Origin of the sequence: Sphingobium sp. AP49 (genome assembly GCF_000281715.2) — a bacterium.
In the GTDB taxonomy this organism is placed as follows: domain Bacteria; phylum Pseudomonadota; class Alphaproteobacteria; order Sphingomonadales; family Sphingomonadaceae; genus Sphingobium.
The window spans coordinates 2601967-2620456 of the sequence record NZ_CP124576.1; the positions used below are offsets into that span (position 1 = coordinate 2601967).

10 protein-coding genes are annotated in these 18490 nt (G+C 63.2%); 2 read left to right on the forward strand and 8 right to left on the reverse strand.

Going from position 1 to position 18490, the window contains the following annotated elements:
• Positions 1 to 3 precede the first annotated feature (3 nt).
• The 4 genes from PMI04_RS12500 to PMI04_RS12515 all read right to left on the reverse strand — a co-directional run bounded on the left by PMI04_RS12500 (position 4) and on the right by PMI04_RS12515 (position 6327).
• Positions 4 to 1830 carry a response regulator gene (locus tag PMI04_RS12500; RefSeq protein ID WP_007707326.1) on the reverse strand — a complete coding sequence of 609 codons (1827 nt, stop codon included), beginning with the start codon at positions 1828 to 1830 and terminating at the stop codon, positions 4 to 6.
• Entirely contained in the window at positions 1820 to 2695 is an 876-nt protein-coding gene (locus tag PMI04_RS12505; RefSeq protein WP_037485745.1) for a CheR family methyltransferase, read from the reverse strand. Before PMI04_RS12505 ends, PMI04_RS12500 begins: the two co-directional genes overlap by 11 nt.
• A complete protein-coding gene (locus tag PMI04_RS12510; protein WP_007707328.1) occupies positions 2680 to 5790 on the reverse strand; it encodes a response regulator in 3111 nt (1036 codons plus the stop codon). Before PMI04_RS12510 ends, PMI04_RS12505 begins: the two co-directional genes overlap by 16 nt.
• Before the next feature lie 195 nt (positions 5791 to 5985).
• Positions 5986 to 6327 carry a glycine zipper 2TM domain-containing protein gene (locus PMI04_RS12515; RefSeq protein WP_007707329.1) on the reverse strand — a complete coding sequence of 114 codons (342 nt, stop codon included), beginning with the start codon at positions 6325 to 6327 and terminating at the stop codon, positions 5986 to 5988.
• A gap of 263 nt (positions 6328 to 6590) precedes the next feature.
• Here PMI04_RS12515 and PMI04_RS12520 point away from each other — a divergent pair, with 263 nt between their 5' ends.
• The gene (locus PMI04_RS12520; protein WP_037485750.1) at positions 6591 to 9662 is read left to right on the forward strand and encodes a DUF4982 domain-containing protein; all 3072 of its coding nucleotides are present in this window, start codon (positions 6591 to 6593) and stop codon (positions 9660 to 9662) included.
• A gap of 283 nt (positions 9663 to 9945) precedes the next feature.
• On the opposite strand, the gene PMI04_RS12525 is transcribed toward PMI04_RS12520, so the two are convergent.
• Positions 9946 to 10566, reverse strand: coding sequence for a DMP19 family protein (locus PMI04_RS12525; RefSeq protein ID WP_238535887.1), 621 nt, complete (start codon positions 10564 to 10566; stop codon positions 9946 to 9948).
• Positions 10567 to 10871: 305 nt separating this feature from the next.
• Positions 10872 to 14009: a TonB-dependent receptor gene (locus PMI04_RS12530; RefSeq protein ID WP_007707334.1), complete on the reverse strand. Its 3138-nt coding sequence runs from the start codon at positions 14007 to 14009 to the stop codon at positions 10872 to 10874.
• A 163-nt stretch (positions 14010 to 14172) separates the two neighbouring features.
• On the opposite strand from PMI04_RS12530, the gene PMI04_RS12535 reads away from it, so the two are divergent.
• On the forward strand, positions 14173 to 16086 hold the full coding sequence (locus PMI04_RS12535; protein ID WP_274517623.1) for a rhamnogalacturonan lyase: 1914 nt from the start codon (positions 14173 to 14175) through the stop codon (positions 16084 to 16086).
• Between the two features lie 9 nt (positions 16087 to 16095).
• Here PMI04_RS12535 and PMI04_RS12540 read toward each other — a convergent pair whose 3' ends face one another.
• Both PMI04_RS12540 and PMI04_RS12545 read right to left on the reverse strand, forming a co-directional pair.
• The gene (locus tag PMI04_RS12540; RefSeq protein ID WP_007707340.1) at positions 16096 to 17724 is read right to left on the reverse strand and encodes a GMC family oxidoreductase; all 1629 of its coding nucleotides are present in this window, start codon (positions 17722 to 17724) and stop codon (positions 16096 to 16098) included.
• Positions 17725 to 18489, reverse strand: coding sequence for a hypothetical protein (locus PMI04_RS12545; RefSeq protein WP_007707346.1), 765 nt, complete (start codon positions 18487 to 18489; stop codon positions 17725 to 17727). It abuts the gene before it with no gap.
• Position 18490: the final 1 nt, after the last annotated feature.

The following is an 18490-nucleotide window of genomic DNA, read 5'->3' on the forward strand; positions in this document are numbered from 1 at the left end:
GCATCAGGCCATCGGGGCCAGCATATCATCCGAACCCGCCAATAGTCCTGCGGCGCAATCCAGCAACGCCTGCCGGGCAAAGGGCTTACCGATTACCGGCCGATGCGCATGGTCGACCGGCAGATGTTCCCGGCCATAACCCGATACAAAGGCGAAGGGCACGTCCCGGGCCGCCAACGCCGCCGCAACGGCGTCAACCGGTTCGCCCTGCAGATTACCATCCAGCAGCGCGACATCAAACTGGCCGGCTTCCACGTGGGCAAGGGCCTCGGCTGCCGATGCAGCCACAGCAAATATGACTGCCCCCTGGTCCTCCAGCAGCATGGCAATTTCCATCGCGACCAGGGGTTCATCCTCGACCAGCAGGAAGGAGCGCCCGGCGAGGGCCGCATGCGCGCCCGTCCGTTCGCTTGCGACCCTATCCTTCGGGCTGTTGGCACTGGCGACTCTGCTGATGCGCGGCCCCATTGGCAGGGTCAGCACCCATCTGACCCCATCCGCCGCATAGTCGGCACGCGCATCGCCCCGTTCCGCCCGCAGGCTGCGTTCGATCAAGGCGGTACCGAAACCCTTGCGCGTAGGCGTGCCGACCTCTGGACCGCCGGTTTCAATCCACTCGATGACCAGGCGCTCCTCCTCGATCGTCCAGGACAGCGATACCGACCCGGTCGGAACCGAAAGCGCCCCATATTTATGCGCATTGGTGACCAACTCATGCAGGATCAGCGCCAGGTGCAATGCCAGTTCGGGCGCCAATTCCAGATCGGGTCCATCAATCCTGAGTTGCTTGACGTCGGCGGCGCCAATGTCGATCTGTCCATCGATCAGTTCGCGCAACCCCGCCCCCTGCCAGGTCGAACTGCTGAGCAGCGAATGCGCCCGCGCCAGCGCATGGATACGACCGGTAAAGGTCGGCGCGAAATCCGACGGGCCGGATGAGTGGCGCAATGTCTGGACGGCAATCGCCTGAACCGATGCCAGCGTATTTTTCACACGATGGTTGAGTTCGCCGATCAGCAACCTTTGCGTATCCTCCGCCCGCTTGCGCGCGGTGACATCCAGCATCTGGACATTGATCGATACCAGCCGTCCCCGGCCATCCAGCAAGGCGGAAAAATAGCATTCGCAATCCAGCGTGACGCCTTCGGCCGTGCGCATCCGCAAACATTGCATGTCCCGCACGCGTCGACCCGCGATCATTTCGCTGACCATCGCGCCAAAACGGCCGGCATCCTCCGGATCGAGCCAGTCCAGTTCCAGCGCGCGAAAACCGGCCACTTCCGGCGCCCGCCAGCCGAACATCCGCACCGCGCCATGCGACCACGCGATGATATGCTGCCCTGCGTCGAATTCGATGATCGCCAACGGGGAATTGTCGCCATGCGCCTGCAACCGGGCCAGCGCAGCGGCATGCTGGTCGCGTTCGCGGGCCAGTTCCTGACGCTGGCGGAACAGTTCGACGAACAGGCCTACCTTGTGGCGCAATATGTCGGGATCGACCGGCTTGAACAGATAGTCGATCGCGCCACTCTCGTAACCGCGGAAGCGACGCTGCTCATCCGCTCCGGCGGCGGTGAGGAAGATGATCGGCACGCGCCGGGTCCGCTCCGTGCTCCGCATCAGCTCGGCCAGTTCAAAACCGTCCATGCCCGGCATCTGGACGTCGAGCAGCGCCAGCGCGACATCCTCGACAAGCAACAGTTCCAGCGCCTGCGCCCCCGAACGCGCCTTGAGTATCTCTACGCCCTCCGCCTTCAGCAAGGCTTCAAGCGCAGTCAGATTTTCCTCGACATCGTCGACGGCCAATATTTTCGCGAGCTCAGGCGGCATGATCGAGCGTCCTCAGGTCGGTCAGGTTGCGGCGGTATATCTTCTCGCCCTCGTCGAAATCGGCAAAGCCGTCGGCGTAGCGCGAAAAGCGCAATGTTTCCTTCGCCCCCAATCCCAGAAAGCCGCCGCGGACCAATGAGTCGCCGAACAGGCCCAGCGCCCGGTCCTGCAGATCCCGGTCGAAATAGATGAGGACATTGCGACTGGAAATCAGCTGCGCCTCCGCGAACACCTGGTCGCTCGCCAGATTATGTTCGGCGAATACCGCGCGTCGACGCAGGCTCTTGTCGAACATCACGGCGCCATAGGCGGCGGTATAATAGTCCGACAGCGAGGTCCTCCCGCCGGCAAGCCGATGATTTTCCGTGAATTGCTGGATGCGATCCAGATCGTAGACGCCCGCTTCCGCCTTCTCCAGCGCCGCAGGGCTGATATCGGTGCAATAGAAAATCGTGCGATCCTCCAGCCCTTCCTCGCGAAACAGGATGGCGAAGGAGTAGAATTCTTCCCCATTGGCACAGCCCGCGATCCAGACTTTGAGCGACGGGTAGGTCCGCAAATGGGGAATGACCTGCTCGCGCAGGGCACGGAAATAGGCGGGATCCCGGAACATCTCGCTTACCTGGATGGTCAGGAAACCCATAAGGTCGGCAAATACCGCCGGGTCGCGCAATAGCAGATGCTGCAATTGCGACAGGCTGGCACACGCATGGCGTTGCTGGGCACGGGCAAGGCGCCGATGCAGTGAGCCACGCGAGTAACCACGGAAATCATAATGATACTGACGAAATATCGCCTCGAGTAGCAAGTCGAGTTCCAGCTCCTCATGCGGCGGGAAAATATCTTCGGTCATCGCGGCATCCACACCCGTGTCAGGCTCAACAGCTTGTCCACATCCAGCGGTTTGGCCAGATAGTCGTTGGCCCCCGCATCCAGGCAATCCTGCTGATCGCGCGCCATTGCCTTGGCCGTAAGCGTGATGATCGGCAATTTCCGTCCCCAGGGCCGTGAACGGATTTCGCGCGTGGCGGCCAGACCATCCATTTCCGGCATCATCACGTCCATCAGCACCAGGTCGACCGGGTCGGTCAAACCACGCGCGGCCTCGTCCAGCGCCTGCAACGCCTCGCGCCCGTTGCGCGCGATACGGACATTGGTGCCGTGCGGCTCGAAGATGGAGGTCAGCGCATAGACATTGCGGATATCATCTTCCACCACCAGGATGTTCCGCCCGTCCAGCGCGGCATCGCGGTTGAGCGACTTGGCGATCAATGCCTGCTGCGGCGCAGGCAGGTCCGACACCACCTGGTGCAGGAACAGCGTGACTTCGTCGAGCAGACGCTCGGGCGACTTGGCACCCTTGACGATGATCGACTTGGAATAGCGCCGCAACCGCATCTCTTCGTCACTGCTCAGGTCGCGGCCAGTATAGACTATCACGGGCGGAAAGCCGACCGCCTCGTCGGCGCTCAGTCGATCGAGCAGGTCAAGCCCGGACGCATCGGGCAGGTTGAGATCAAGCACCATGCAATCGAATGTCTCGCGCCCCAGCAGATCAAAACACTGGGCTGCCGAATGGGCCTCGACCGTCTCGACATCGCGCGACGCCAGCAAAAGCTTCACGCTTTCGGCCTGCTGAGCATCGTCCTCCACCACCAGAACGCGACGCATGCGCTGGGCCATGCGCGCCTCCAGTCCCTCCAACATCCCGACCAGCGCGGCGCGCTTCACCGGCTTGAACAGATACCCGATCGCGCCGCTGGAAAGCGCCGCCTGGCTATCGTCATCCACCGACACGACATGCACCGGAATGTGGCGCGTGCGCACGTCCCGCTTGATCCGATCCAGTACGGAAAGCCCGGTATGATCGGGCAGGTTCATGTCTAGGATCACCGCATTGGGCACATATTGCCGCGCCATCAGCGCGCCTTCGTCGGCGGTACCAGCGATCAGGCACTGAAATTTCAGTTCATGCGCGATGTCGCGTAGGATGCCGGCAAATACCGGATCATCCTCGACGATCAGAATGACCCGGGTATCGCCCGTCAGATGTTCACGGTCATCCTGCAGAGCCGGTCCGGAGCGGGACTGCAGCGGCGCGGTATTGGGCGACACGACACGTGGTCGGGCCTGTTCCACAGCCGGCTGTGCCGCCATGATTGCGGCAGGATCGAACCGTTCCGGCAGGATCAGCGCGAAGGCACTGCCCTCTCCTTCCTGGCTTTCCACTTCCACTGTGCCACCCAGCAGCCGCGCCAGTTCACGCGAAATCGACAGGCCGAGGCCGGTGCCCCCATATTTGCGGCTGATCGTGCCATCCGCCTGCTGAAACGCCTCGAAGATAAGCTGCTGCTGATCGGCCGCTATGCCCACGCCGGTATCGCGCACGATAAAGGCGATCCGTCCCGGACTGCGGGGTTCCACCGCGACCATGACCGATCCCTGGTCAGTGAACTTGATCGCGTTGGACAGGAAATTCTTGAGCACCTGCTCGATCCGTTGCGGGTCGCTTTCAATCTCCACAGGCGCTTCGCTATCGGCCTTGGCTCCGAACACCAGCCCCTTGGCTGCGGCCGAGGGGGCGAAAATTGCGGATAGCTTGTCCAGCATGGGCGCAATGCGGATCCGACGGGGCTGCAATTCCAGCTTCCCTGCCTCGATCTTGGAAATATCGAGAATATCGTTGATCAAGGTCAGCAGATCATTGCCCGACGTCTCGATCGTCTCGGCATGTCGCACCTGTTCGGCATTCAGATTGCCGGCGCGATTTTCGGCGAGGAGGCGCGCCATGATCAGCAGCGAGTTAAGCGGCGTGCGCAGTTCATGGCTCATATTCGCCAGAAACTCCGACTTATAGCGGCTCGATTGCTGCAACTCCCCGGCTTGGTTTTTGAGCGAGACCTGCGCGCGCGACAGATCATCACGCTGAATCTCCAGTTGACGGGTCTGTTCTTCCAGCTGGACGTTGGTCTGCTCCAACTCGCTTTGCTGCGCTTCCAGCCTGACGGCGGATTCCTGCAACTGACGGCTTTGCTGCTCCAGTTCCTCGTTATTGGCGCGCAGTTCCTCACTCTGTGCCTGCAACTCTTCGGCCTGTTGCTGGGTTTCTTCCAGCAGTTCGCGCAGGCGGGCACGATATTTCCCGGAACGGATCGCCACTCCGAACTGCCCTTCGACCCTATCAAGCAAGGCCATTGCGTCATGGCCCATATCCTTGGGCAGGCCCAGTTCGATCGCAGCATTGATCGCCCCGTCGGCCTTGGTCGTGGTAATGATCAAGGTTTCGGGATGGGCACGGCCAAGCGCCGATCCATAGGTCAGATAGCCGTCGGGGACCGCGTCGAGAATGAAGCTGCGCCGCCCCGCGACCGCCTGGCCAAGCAGGCCATCGCCCGGGCCAAAACGCTCGGGCAGATTGGCGTCCGCCGGTACCGCATAGGTGGCATAGCGCCGAAATCCGTCGCCATTGGCGATATAGATCACGCCGGCCTGCGCCTTGAGATATTCGGCCAGGAAGGTGAGTGCGCTGGTCGCAAGATCCTCGAGCGATTGCTCTCCACTGACCGCCTCCGCCAGTCCGACCTGCCCCGCCTGCAACCATTCCTCGCGGGCGATGGCCAGCTTGTTGCGAATGAAGAGCAGGCCGATCGCTGCCAATATCCAATAGATTGCGATACCCAGAACGCGGTTGACCAGGGCCACGGCGGGATCGACCCCAGTGGGGGCCAGATAAAAGCCAAAGCAGGTCAGCAATGTCGCGACGGCAGCGATTATGAGCGGCAATTGCGGCCGACGCCCCTGATAGGCAAGCACGACCGGCAGCAAATAGGCGACCCATACCGCCGTTCCGAGCGGAAAGATCAGGTCGGCGCCGAAGGGCAGGACCAAAAATGCCAGCAGCCCGACATAGAGCAAGAGCTGGGCCGACGACGATGTTTTACTAACGCTAGAATTTGCCATGATAGCTGATCTGGACGCGCGGGCGCTTGGCCGCAACAATCTGGATCGGTTTCCCCCAAAAATTATCCCGCCCCGCGCGGCTGCCACGCACGAACGATCCAGATCGGATCGGGTTCCGTCTGGGTCTTCGCAAGAACGGCAAGGCGCAGGCAGGAACGACAGCACCGGCCCCGGATGCTGTCGTTCATCCCGGCTTTAGCAGCTTGAATTGCGATCGATCGCGCGGCCGGCCAAGGCGCCCGCGCCAGCGCCGATAATCGTGCCCGGTGCCCGATCGCCCCGTGTGTCAACCGCACGGCCGAGCAGGGCGCCCGCGACACCGCCGACCAACAGGCCGGTTGTTCCGCCGGACTTGCGGCAGCGATAGCTGCGGTCGTCGCGATACCCCCGGCGGTCGGCATAGCGGCCGCGATCATGACCGCGATCATTGTGATGCCAGCCATGGCCGCGATCACGGGCGAATGATGTGACCGGAACGGTCGCGGAAAAAGTCGCGGCTGCCATAGCGATGGCGATGATGGACTTGCGAATAATCATTGGGTTCTCCTCAACCTGATCAATGCTTTGTACGTCTCCTTCTGCCCTGCACCGGGTGGCCGAAATCTGAACCGGCTGGTTATCTGCCGTTCAGGAAACGCCGCTCCGGCCAAAACCACCACCATGTGGAAACAAATCCCGCATTGCGGCCAACATCTTGACAGCAGTCTTCCTGCAGGAGAAAGTGGCCTGACCAATTTCATAAACAATTGGCGCGCGGCCGGTTCGGTTCCGCCGTGAAAGCCCGATAGCAGGATGAGGAGATGATGATGGCGGGAAGACTGGCGCTGTGCGCCCTGCTTGGTGCGGCATCGACACAGGCGATCGGCTTGGCCGCCGCCCATGACTCGTCGGCCTATATCCAGTCGCCCCGCCAGACCTATAATCTCAATTCCGACTGGCAGATGACCACCGGCGATCAGACCGGCGCGCAGCAGGCCGACTTTGACGACAAGGACTGGCAGCGCGTCACCCTGCCCAACGCCTTCAACGAAACCCAGGCTTTCACCCGCGATATCAAGGCGCTGTCGACCGGCATCATCTGGTATCGCAAGCACATCACGCTCCCCGCCGATGCGACACGCGGCAGGGCCTTCCTGGAATTTGAAGGCGTGCGCCAGGCCGCCGAAATCTGGGTCAATGGCCGTTCGGTCGCCCTGTCCGAACATGGCGTGATGGCCTTCGGCGCCGATATTAGGGCTGCACTCAAACCCGGCGACAATGTCATCGCCGTGCGCGTCGACAATGACTGGAAGTACAAGGAACGGGCCACCGGCAGCGGCTTCCAGTGGAACAACGACAATTTCAACGTCAATTATGGCGGCATCACCAAGAATGTCCGGCTCCACCTGACCGGCCAAGTCTATCAGACGCTGCCGCTCTATTCGTCGCTCGGCACGACCGGCCAATATGTCTGGGCCGACGGTTTCGACATCGCCGGCCGCCGCGCGACCATCCATGCCGAAAGCCAGGTCCGCAACGACAGCGCCGCCGCACGCGCCTTGTCGCTCCGCGTCGAAATCCGCGATCCCGCCGGCCGCCGCATCGCCCGGTTCGACAGTGCCGCCACCTCGATCGCACCCGGCCAGACTGCCACCCTCGCCGCCGCCGCGCCGGTCGCCGACCTCCATTATTGGAGCTGGGGCTATGGCTATCTCTACACCGTCACGACCAGCCTGATGGACAAGGACAAGGTCATCGACAGCGTCGATACGAAGACCGGCTTCCGCCAGACCCGCTTCGGCGATGGCAAGGTCGATCTCAACGGCCGTACGATCATGGTCCATGGCTATGCCCAGCGCACCTCCAACGAATGGCCCGCCGTCGGCACCTCCATCCCGCCCTGGATCAGCGACTTCTCCAACGCACTGATGGTGGAAAGCGGCGGCAATCTGGTCCGCTGGATGCACGTCACCCCGTCCAAGCAGGACATCGAATCCGCCGACCGCGTCGGCCTGATGCAGGCGATGCCGGCCGGCGACGCCGAAAGCGACGTGACCGGCCGTCGCTGGGACCAGCGCAAGGATGTGATGCGCGACGCGATCATCTATAATCGCAACAATCCCTCGATCCTCTTCTACGAAAGCGGGAACGAGAATATCAGCGAAGCGCATATGGCGGAGATGAAGGCGATCCGCGACCTTTACGATCCCCACGGCGGCCGCGCCATCGGATCGCGCGAGATGCTGGACAGCAAGGTCGCCGAATATGGCGGCGAGATGCTCTATATCAACAAGAGCGCGAAGCATCCGATGTGGTCGATGGAATATAGCCGCGACGAAGCCGCCCGCGCCTATCAGGACAATTTCACCCCGCCCTTCCACAAGGATGCGCCCGACTATAATCGCAACCAGGACAGCCACGCCATCGAGGATGTGAAGCGCTGGAACGACTATTATGTCATGCGGCCGGGCACCGGCACCCGCGTCAGTTCGGGCGGCGTCAACATCATCTGGTCGGACAGCAACACCCATTATCGCGGCGACAATAATTACCGCCGCTCGGGCGAGGTCGACGCCGTGCGCATCCCCAAGCAGGGCTTTTTCGCGCATCAGGTGATGTGGAACGACTGGGTCGACAGCGTCACCCCCGCCACCCACATCATCGGCCACTGGAACTACGCCCCCGGCACGGTCAAGGACGTGGCCGTCATATCCAATGGGCAGAGCGTCGAGCTGTTCCTCAACGGCCGCTCGCTCGGCAAGGGGCAGCGCAGCGACAGCTTCCTCTTCAGCTGGAAAAATATCGCCTTCGCCCCCGGCACGCTCCGCGCCGTCGCCACCCACGCCGATGGCAAGACTTCGGAATATAGCCTCTCCACCACCGGCCCGGCGGTCGCGCTGAAGCTCACCCCCCATGTCTCCCCGCGCGGCTTCGTCATGGACGGCGCCGACATCGCACTGGTCGATGTCGAGGCGGTCGATGCCCAGGGCCGCCGCGTGCCGGTCGACGCCAGCAAGGTCCATTTCGACCTCAAGGGGCCGGCGCTCTGGCGCGGCGGCATTGCCCAGGGCGACAGCCATGGCAAGGTCCGCGCCGGCCAGACCGAAGGCGAAGCCGTAGTAACCAAGGCGCATGGCGCGGACGGCACCACCTCCTATGCCGGCACCGCGCGCGAGGAGGATAATTATATCCTCTCGCCCGACCTGCCGCTGGAAGGCGGCGTCAATCGCGTCCTGATCCGCGCAGGCACCAAGGCGGGCACGGTGTCGCTCACCGCGACGGCGCCGGGCCTGAAAACGGCCAGCCTGTCGATCCAGACCAAGCTGCCCGCCGCCACCAAGGGCGGTCTGTCGACCGACTTCGCCGACGCCTTCCAGCCCGGCAGCCTGGTGCGCGGCCCGACGCCCACCACCCCCAGCTTTACCCCGCACCGCACCAGCTTCGTCGCGCAGGATATCCGCGCCGGGTCGGGACAGGCCGATGCCGGTGCCACCGTCGACGACAATGAACTCACCCGCTGGGCGAGCGACGGCAGGCCTGACAATGGCTGGATCGAATATCGCTTCGCCGCCCCGGTGCGCCTCAGCGAAATCGACCTGAAGCTGGTCGGCTGGCGCTCGCGCGCCTATCCGCTCGAACTGACGATCGACGGCAAGAGCGTCTGGCGCGGCGAGACCGAGCGGCAGCTTGGCTACACCACGCTGCGCTTTCCCGCCACGACCGGCCAGACACTGCGCATCCGCCAGACCGGCCCGGTGCAGGACAAGGACGCCTTCGGCAAGGTGGTGGAACTCGCCAGCGCCCGCCAGGCCGGCGACACCGGCGCCGACGCGGTGCCGCCCGGCTGGCACCTGGGCATCGTCGAAGCCGAATTCCACGGCCCGGTCGACTAGGCGGACGGTCTGCAAACGACCAGATGCGGCAATCGTCACCCCGGCCCCTTCGACAGGCTCAGGACAGGCTTGAGCCGGGGTCCCGCTTCTTTATCTGTTGCATAGAAAAGCGGGATGCCGGGTCAAGCCCGGCATGACGGATGTGGGTAGGGCGGCTTGCGGCCATTTTTGGTCATTAGTCGAGCGCGCTTGTTTTCCTATTAGATGACCTTTCTGCCCCTGCTGATGTGCTGACGGGAAGGGAAGTGCACCTATGACCCCGCTGCGACAGCAGTGGGTCCGGTCATTCGTTTGGGTTTTGCATAAAGGGAGCAACCAGCCCATGTCCTTCAGCAAAGGCATTTAAGCGATCCGCGAGACGGTCCGGGTCTTCGTAAAATTGTTTGTCCAATCGCTCCAACCGGGCGGAGCGATGATGGCGGGTGACAAGTTCCGTGAGGCGGCGTACTTTTGAGTTCGTAATCCGCCACCGTTCAGATCGGCTGTCGGGCGGATAATCAGTGTCAAACATGGTGCGAGCGGCTTCTTTGAGCAGTCGGGCCGAGTTTTCTGCTCCCATCTCTTCCAGGCCGCTCAAGGCGAGGCGATAATAGTTGCCTGAACTGTTATAAAAATACTGGTCGAATCCACCGTTATAAACATCACTTTCCATAAGGCAGACGGAGAAATATACCTTTTCCTGTATTGACCATCCATCCAGTTCTTGATTGTCGGCGCTCCGCTTGACGAGAGATACCCAAAGCTCGCGGAAAGGGTCATACTCCTTCAGTTTTTGATAATAGGCGCGCGACGCCTCCATACTTTCCCTTATGCCTTGTTTGCATGCCATGCATATGCCGCCGGTGGCTTCAGCCGTCGTGGGTAGTATCAACGCACCGCATTTATCACAGGGTATTTTGCTCATGGACGATTTCTGCCCGCCCACTCTTGGCAGATCAAGTTTTAGACGCATGCCCACGCAGGACAAAATCTAATGTCCCACGCTCGCGAAGTTCAGATTCACTAAGCCGATGGCCGCGCTTGCGGTTCCCCGAAAAGGAGGAAAACAACGGCAGCTAACCTCACAACTGACGCTAAAAGCGGCCTGTCCGCTTCCCACCCGTCCCGGCCATTGGGCGAGTGCCGGATGCTCCCCCAAAGCAAAACGCGGTCCCGGGGGGAGGCCCGGAACCGCGCTCGCACCGATCCGCGATGCGGATCGTGATCGGATCAGAATTTCGCCTGGACGCCCGCGAAGAAGCGCTGGCCAGGATAATAGACATCCACCGGCATATCCTTGTTGATATAGACCGACGAATATTCCTTGTTGATATTCTGCATCTCGAAGAACACGCTGAAGTGATATTTCGGGAAGCGCAGTGTCACCTTGCCGTCCAGATAGCCTTCACCCTTGCGATAGAGCGGGTTGTTGCCGTTGGTCGCGCTGATCACCGTATCGAGCCACTTGGAGCGATAATTGTAGCTCATGCGGAAGTTCAGCCAGTCCTTGTCGTAGAAGAAGCTGGCATTGTAGGTGTAGCTCGACAGGCCGGGATATTCCTTCAGCTCCTGGCCGGTCGCGCTGTTGGTGAGGTTGGTGCGGATGGCGCGGGCATAGGTGAAGTTGCCGCTCGCCCCGAACCCGTCGAAGGGCTTGGGCAGGAAGGTGAAGGCGGTCTGGGCGCTCGCCTCGATACCGTCGAGCAGCGCGCCGAAACCGTTGACCGGCTGACGCACCGTATAGCTGGTACCGTCATGGAACAGGTCGACGCCGCTGCGCGTCACGTTCGGGATGACGAAGCTCGACTCATATTTCTTGTAATAGCCCAGGCTCAGCACCGTATCGGCGTTGGGATACCAGGCCAGGTTCACTTCCCACTGGTCGGCACGATAGGGCTTGAGGTCCGGGTTGCCCGCGGTGCAGACATCGTCGGTCGCCAGGATGGTCTGGTCGTCCAGGCAGTTGATGTTGGGCACCAGGTCGGTCGGCTTGGGCCGGGCCAGGTTCTTGGCCCAGTTGGCGCGCAGGAACAGGTCGCGGGCCACCTCCAGATTGGCGTTAAACGCGGGCAGGAAGTCGGTGTAGCTGTTCGAGATCTGCGCTTCCTGCGCGGCCAGCGTCACCGTTTCGGTACCGCCCGTCGCATTGAGCCGGGTCACGCGGCTGATGTTGGTGCCAAGGCCGGTATCCTTGGTGTGGGTCCAGCGCAGGCCCGCATTGCCGGTCAGCGGCATGCCGAAAATCTCGGTCTCGATGTCGGCCATGACATAACCAGCATAGATTTTCTCGTCGATGCGCGCGCTCGGGATCTGCGGCAGGCCATTGGCCTCCAACACCAGATCCTGGTCGAAGCCCGACAGGTCATAGAATTGCGACAGCACGCTGCTGTCGAAATTCGGGAAGGCGATCGCGCTCGGAATGCCCGAAGGCGCGCCCTTCAGGCCCGAAAAGAGCGGCGCGCCGCCGGTGACACCACCCAGCGCGCTGACCATCGCCTGATATTGGGCGGGGGTCATGTAATAGGTGTTGCCGTTGCGCGCCTGCGGAGTGGCGACGATGTTGGTCGTGTACGACACGTTGGCGCTCGACTGATAGGTGTTCGTCGTCGGATCGATCAGGCGCGAGCCGCCACCGGCATAGTTCAGGAACTTCTGCTGGCGCCATTGCGCACCGAACTCGATCTTGCTGACGATCGGATGGTCGATGACCCAGTCCGCATCGAACTTCAGCTGATCCTCGGTATTGTTGAGCTGACCCGGACGATATTGCAGCGCGGGACCATAGATCGGCAGGACCTGGCCGTTGGCACCAGTGCGCGTTGCATCGGTATAGACGTTGGGATCGGCTGGATCGAAGCTCGACGGGAAGGTGAAGACCGGTACGCCCTGGTCATTGTTGCGGTCGATGGTGATGCCCGAAACGCTGGTGCCGATCGAGATCAGGTTGGTTTCCTGCTCGGTATGGGCGGTCGCGTGCGATCCCATGAAGTCGAACGTCAGCCGATCGCCCAGCTCCCACTTGAAACCGCCGGAGAAATATTTGCTGTTCTGGTCATAGCTGAAATCGCGGCGCTGCACGCCGACGATATTGGCCGCACCATTATAGTTGGGCGCCGCCGCCGTGCCGATATTGACCGCGTTGAGCGCGGTGGTCAGGCTGGTGACGACATGGTTCTCGTTGACGGTCGAGGTGCCCAGCTGCACGCGCGGACGCGACGTGCCGCCATTGGCGCCGGCCGCCAGCGCCGGATCGAGGTTGAAGCGCTCGATGCGACCCAGGTCGATCGAATAGTTGGTGTCCTGCAGCCGCTGGTTGCGCAGGTTGACCTGGGCATTGGCATAGGCGCGGAAATTGGGCGCGACCTGATATTGCAGCGTCACGTCGCCCGAAATGCGCTTGTCGTTGCGCACCCACTGGCGATAGCGCGGCACCGTCGGCGCCCAGTCGAAGAACTGGGTTTCGCAGGCCAGCCGGCGCGAGGTCGCATTGGCGGTCGTCGTGCCGCCGACGCCGGCGCAGCTCTCATAGGTGTTGTAGTTGGCGTAGAGCGGGTCGGCGACCGTCTTCTCGCCCGAATGGTCGAAATCGGCCAGGCGCGACCAGTTGGTGTTGCTGATATAATCCTGGCGGGTGTCGACATCGCTATAGGTCGCGTTGACCAGGATGCCCAGGCCATCGATCAGGAATTTGGGCGCACCGGCGAAGAAGGCCAGGCGCGGCTTCCAGGTTTCGGTGGTGTCGAGATTCTGGACCGATGCGATCGCCGAGATGATCGGGTCCTTCAGCTCCAGCGGCTTGCGCGTTTCCACGCGCACCGTGCCGCCGATGCCGCCTTCGGTCAGGTCGACGGCATAACCTTTGTAGACGTCGATCGACTTGACCAGTTCGGCTGCCACTTCGCGGAAGTCGCCGGCGCGAGTGCCGGTCGCGCTGACCTGACTGACGCCGTTGATCTCGACGCGGTTGAGGTCAGGCTCGACACCACGGATCGAGACCTGCACGCCCTCGCCGAAGTCGCGGCTCAACTGCACGCCGGTGATGCGGGCCAGCGAGTCGCCGACATTCTTGTCGGGGAAGCTGGCGATGTCGTCGGCGACGATCGAATCGACGACGGTGTTGGCCGCCTTCTTGCGATTGATGGCGGACTGGAGCGAGGCGCGGGTGCCGACCACGACGATATCGGCCGCCGGTACGGCATCGTCCTTCTTCTGGGTGACGGCAGGATTGGCTTCATTAGTCTGAGCAAAAGCAGCCGACGACATCAGCAGCGCGCCGCTCAATGCCAGGCCCGACACCCCCTTCAGCAGGGCGCACAATTGCCGACGATCAACAGAATTTTCAGAATTTTCAATGGTATGCTGACGCATAGCCGATCCCCTCTCTCCCAAAACCCCCTGACCAACTCCGTTTCCCCACGGTCGTCGAATCAGTTTCTAGACGGAGAGTTACTGAACCTATATGTGGGATGCAATTCTAATATTTGGATCATCAATGATCTGAAAGGGGAGATTGATGCAACGGACGTCCACAATGCGGACCCTTTTACTGGTCGCGGCCCTGTCAACATCGCTGTCAACATCGCTGTCAACTTGGGCCGCCAGCCCACCTGCCCGAGTCGCGGCGGAACGGCTGGACCGGGGCGCTGTCGCCCTCCCCGCCCAGGATGGTGGCATGCTGGTGGGCTGGCGCCTGCTGGCGGATGATCCCGCCAATGTCCGCTTCCGCCTGCGCCGCGACGGCAAGCCGATCCATGACAGCCGCGTCGGCGAAGCGACCAGTTTCGTGGACCGCAGCGGCAGCGCCGCCAGCCGCTACACGGTCGAGCGGATCGGCGACAAGGCCGGATCGCAGCCCGTTGCCCTGTGGGGCAAGGGCTATCTGTCCATCCCCCTCACCCCGCCCGCCGATGGCGTCACCCCCTCCGGCGAAGCGTTCAGCTACACTGCCAATGACGCGAGCGCGGCGGATCTCGACGGCGACGGCCGCTTTGAGATCATCCTGAAATGGGATCCGACCAACAGCCATGACAATAGCCAGGCCGGCTATAGCGGGCCGGTCTTCCTCGATGCCTATCGGCTCGACGGCACGCGCCTCTGGCGCATCGATCTTGGCCGCAACATCCGCGCCGGCGCCCATTATACCCAGTTCCTCGCCTTCGACTTTGATGGCGACGGCCGCGCCGAAGTGGCGATGAAAACCGCCGACGGCACGGTCGACGGCACCGGCACGGTGATCGGCGACGCCAAGGCCGACTGGCGCGGCCATGATGGCGAAGTGCCGCAGCAGGACCGCACCGGCGCGAAAGTCCTGCCCGACGGCACCAAGGTCGCACCGATGCAGGGCCGAATCGTCAAGGGACCGGAATATCTGACCGTGTTCGACGGCCTGACCGGCAAGGCGCTGGCCACCGCCCCCTATGATCCGCCGCGCTATCCCGGCGGCAATCCCACCACCACGCAGCTCGCCGAGAGCTGGGGCGACGGCTATGCCAACCGGTCGGACCGCTTCCTGGCCGGCGTCGCCTATCTCGACGGCCATCTGCCCTCGATGGTCTTTGGCCGCGGCTATTATGCCCGCACCGCGATCGCCGCCTGGGACTGGCGCGATGGCAAGCTGACCCAGCGCTGGCTGTTCGACAGCAGCCAGCCCGGCAAGGCCGACTATGCCGGACGCGGCAATCACCAGCTTTCGGTCGCCGATGTCGACGGCGATGGCCGCGACGAGGTGATCTACGGCTCGATGGCGGTCGATGACGATGGCAAGGGGCTGTGGACCCAGCCGCTCTTCCATGGCGACACCATGCACGTCGGCGACCTCGACCCCGCCCGTCCCGGCCTCGAAAAATTCGGCGTGTTCGAAGATGTGAAGCGCAACGGCCAGCTTGGCTCCGCGCTGCTCGACGCCCGCACCGGCCAGCCGCTCTGGACCACCCCGGCCCAGCAAGACACCGGTCGCGGCGTCGCCGCCGATATCGATCCGCGCCACTGGGGCGCCGAATTCTGGAACTCCAGCTCGGCCGAACTGTTCGACGTCGCCGGCAAGCCGATCGGTCCGCGCCCGCGCCAGATGAACTTCGCCATCTGGTGGGACGGCGACCTGCTGCGCGAACTGCTCGACAAGACGACCATTTCCAAATGGGACTGGGAAAATGGCAAGGAAATCCCCCTGCTTTCGCCCGAAGGCCTGTCCTCCAACAACGGCACCAAGGCGACACCGGCGCTGCAGGCGGACCTGATCGGCGACTGGCGCGAGGAAGTGGTGTGGCGCAGCGCCGACAATCGCGAACTGCGCATCTACACCACGCCAATCCCGACCCAGCACCGCTTCGTCACGCTGATGCAGGACCCGGTCTATCGCCTGGGCGTCGCCTGGCAGAACACGGCCTATAACCAGCCGCCGCACACCAGCTTCTATCTGGGCGCCGGCAAGCAGGGGGAGCGATAGGCGCCCCCGTCAGGAGGCGCGGGCCAGATCCTGTCGCCCCGGATCGGCCAGCGCCACCGGACGGTTGAGGGCGACGGACAGGCGATCGGCCGTCCGCAGCGCCAGCGCCGCGATGGTCAGCGTCGGATTGGCCCAGCTCGACGTCGGGAAGGTGGACGATCCCACGACATAGAGATTGGCCTGGCCATGCACCCGGCCATCGGCATCGACCACGCCCTGGCGCGGATCGGTCGCCATGCGGGTCGTGCCCATATGGTGATAGCCGCCGATCGCATGGGAGGAGATGAGCGGATCGTTGCGCCACAATTCGCCCGGCTCGTCCAGCCAATCCGCGCGCTCGACCCGGCCCATGTCCAGCCGTTCGAGTTCGCGGCCAAGGCCATCGACCAGCCCGGTGACGCTATGCTTGTCGATCGCCGACAGCCGCCAGTCGAGCGCCACGCGCGGCACGCCCAGCGCGTCGCGTTCCTTGGTCAGCAGCACCCGGCTGTCGGGATTGGGCGCCTGTTCCGCCCGCACCAGCAGCGCGATCTCCAGCTTGCCCGCCTTGTGCAGCAACCAGGGGCGCAGCGGATCGACATGGCGCTGTGCCCAGGTCGCCGCCTTCTTGGTCATCATCCACAGCTGGCGACCGCCCCGCGTCGGCGACATGTCATGCTTGAGCGAGCCATAGGCCCGCATGCCCCAGAATTGCGACGCGCTCGCCGGCTGCCGCCCGACGATGGTCAGCGAACTGTTGAGCAGCCCCTCGCGCCGCTGCAGATCGGCAGACGGCGTGATCAGCGCCGCCATGTCATGGCCGCCGATCCGGTGCCGCCGGCCGAACGCCTTGAGCAACGGCCAGGCTTTCGCATCGACGATCCGCCCACCGCGCGCATGGGGATGCTCCATGAAATTGCGGCCGACCTGGTCGCGCTCATTGCCGATGTTCGACGCCAGCAGCAACCGGGCATTCTCGATCCCACCCGCCGCCAGCACGAAGGCGCGCGCCTCGACATGCAGATGCGCGCCGGCCAGCGCCTTCGCCTCGACCCGGCTGATCGCGCCATCCCTGGTCACGATCCGCGTGACGCTGGCATGGGTGATGATCTCGCAGCGCGGATGGTCACCCAGATCCTGGCACGCGTCGAAGGTGAAGCGGTTGAAGCGCGGATCAAAATTCCACACCGGCATGTGCAGTTCGGAACGGTCGAACCCGGGCAGCGGCACGCCATGGGCGCTCAGCGCATCGGCGCTCGCCGGCTCGTCGCCAATCTCGAATATGCCGCGCGCCTGGCCATAATAATCCTGCAGTTCGTCCCAGGACAGCGGCCAGCCCGATCCCGCCACCCAGTCGCGGCGCTGGAGGTCGATCGGGTCCAGCGTGGCACAGCGCCCGCCCCAGATCGCGGTCGTGCCGCCAAAGAAGCGCAGCCGCGCATCGTCCAGCTCATAATAGGCCTGGCCGACATTCCTGCCGGCATTGAGGTCGGCGGTCTCCCGCTCATAGTCGAGGCCACCACTTTCCAGCAGTAGCACCTGATGCCCGGCCGCCAGCAGACGACGCGCGGTGGTGATGCCGGCCGCGCCCGCGCCGATGACGCAGACGTCCGCCTGCCGGCGCAGCACGCCGGCCTGTTGCGAGAGATCAATGCTCATTCACGCATCCTGATTATTGGCCAGATCGGCCGCATGTTTCTGCAGGAAAGCCTGGGATTCCACGCCGGTCAGCACATAGACGGTGCCCTTGCGTGCCCAGTAGGCGATGGTTTCGCCATCGACGACCTGCGTGCGCGGCGTCTCCGGCAGCCCGGTTGCGGCACGGGCCGCGAACAGCGATACTGGCGCCTTCTCACCTGCGTCGATCACCAGTTGCAGGCTCGGCCCATAGTCGGACGGGAACAGCTGCACATCCAGCACCCGCCAGCCCGCCGGCAGCACCGGCACGTTGATATGGGTGGCGGACCGGACATCGGCTGGGTCGAAATGCGGGATTTCGGGCTGCGACTTCATGTGCGACCGCACCAGCGCGGTCTTGTGCGACATCAGCGCTTCCTCGATGAACACCGGCATCGCCTGTGCCGGCGGCGCCACGCCCATGTTCAGCTTGCCCACGCCCAGCGCCACGGCGGCGACGATGCCCGCCGCCATCGCCAGCCCCCGGCTCAACCGGCCGAACAGGCGATTGCGGTGCAGCGCGCTCTCGACCTTTCGGGCGCTGTCCTGCAACCGTTGCGGCACCGGCTGCTCATTCTGTTGCGCCAAGGCGCGCATCGCATCGCGAACCGACAAGTCGGCCAGCACGCGCGCGGCGACATCGGGGTGGCGCACCAGATAATCGGCGACCTCCAGCCGCCCCATCGCGTCCAGCTGATCGTCGACATAGGCCTGCAATTCGGTTTCGGTGATGACGATATCCGCCATA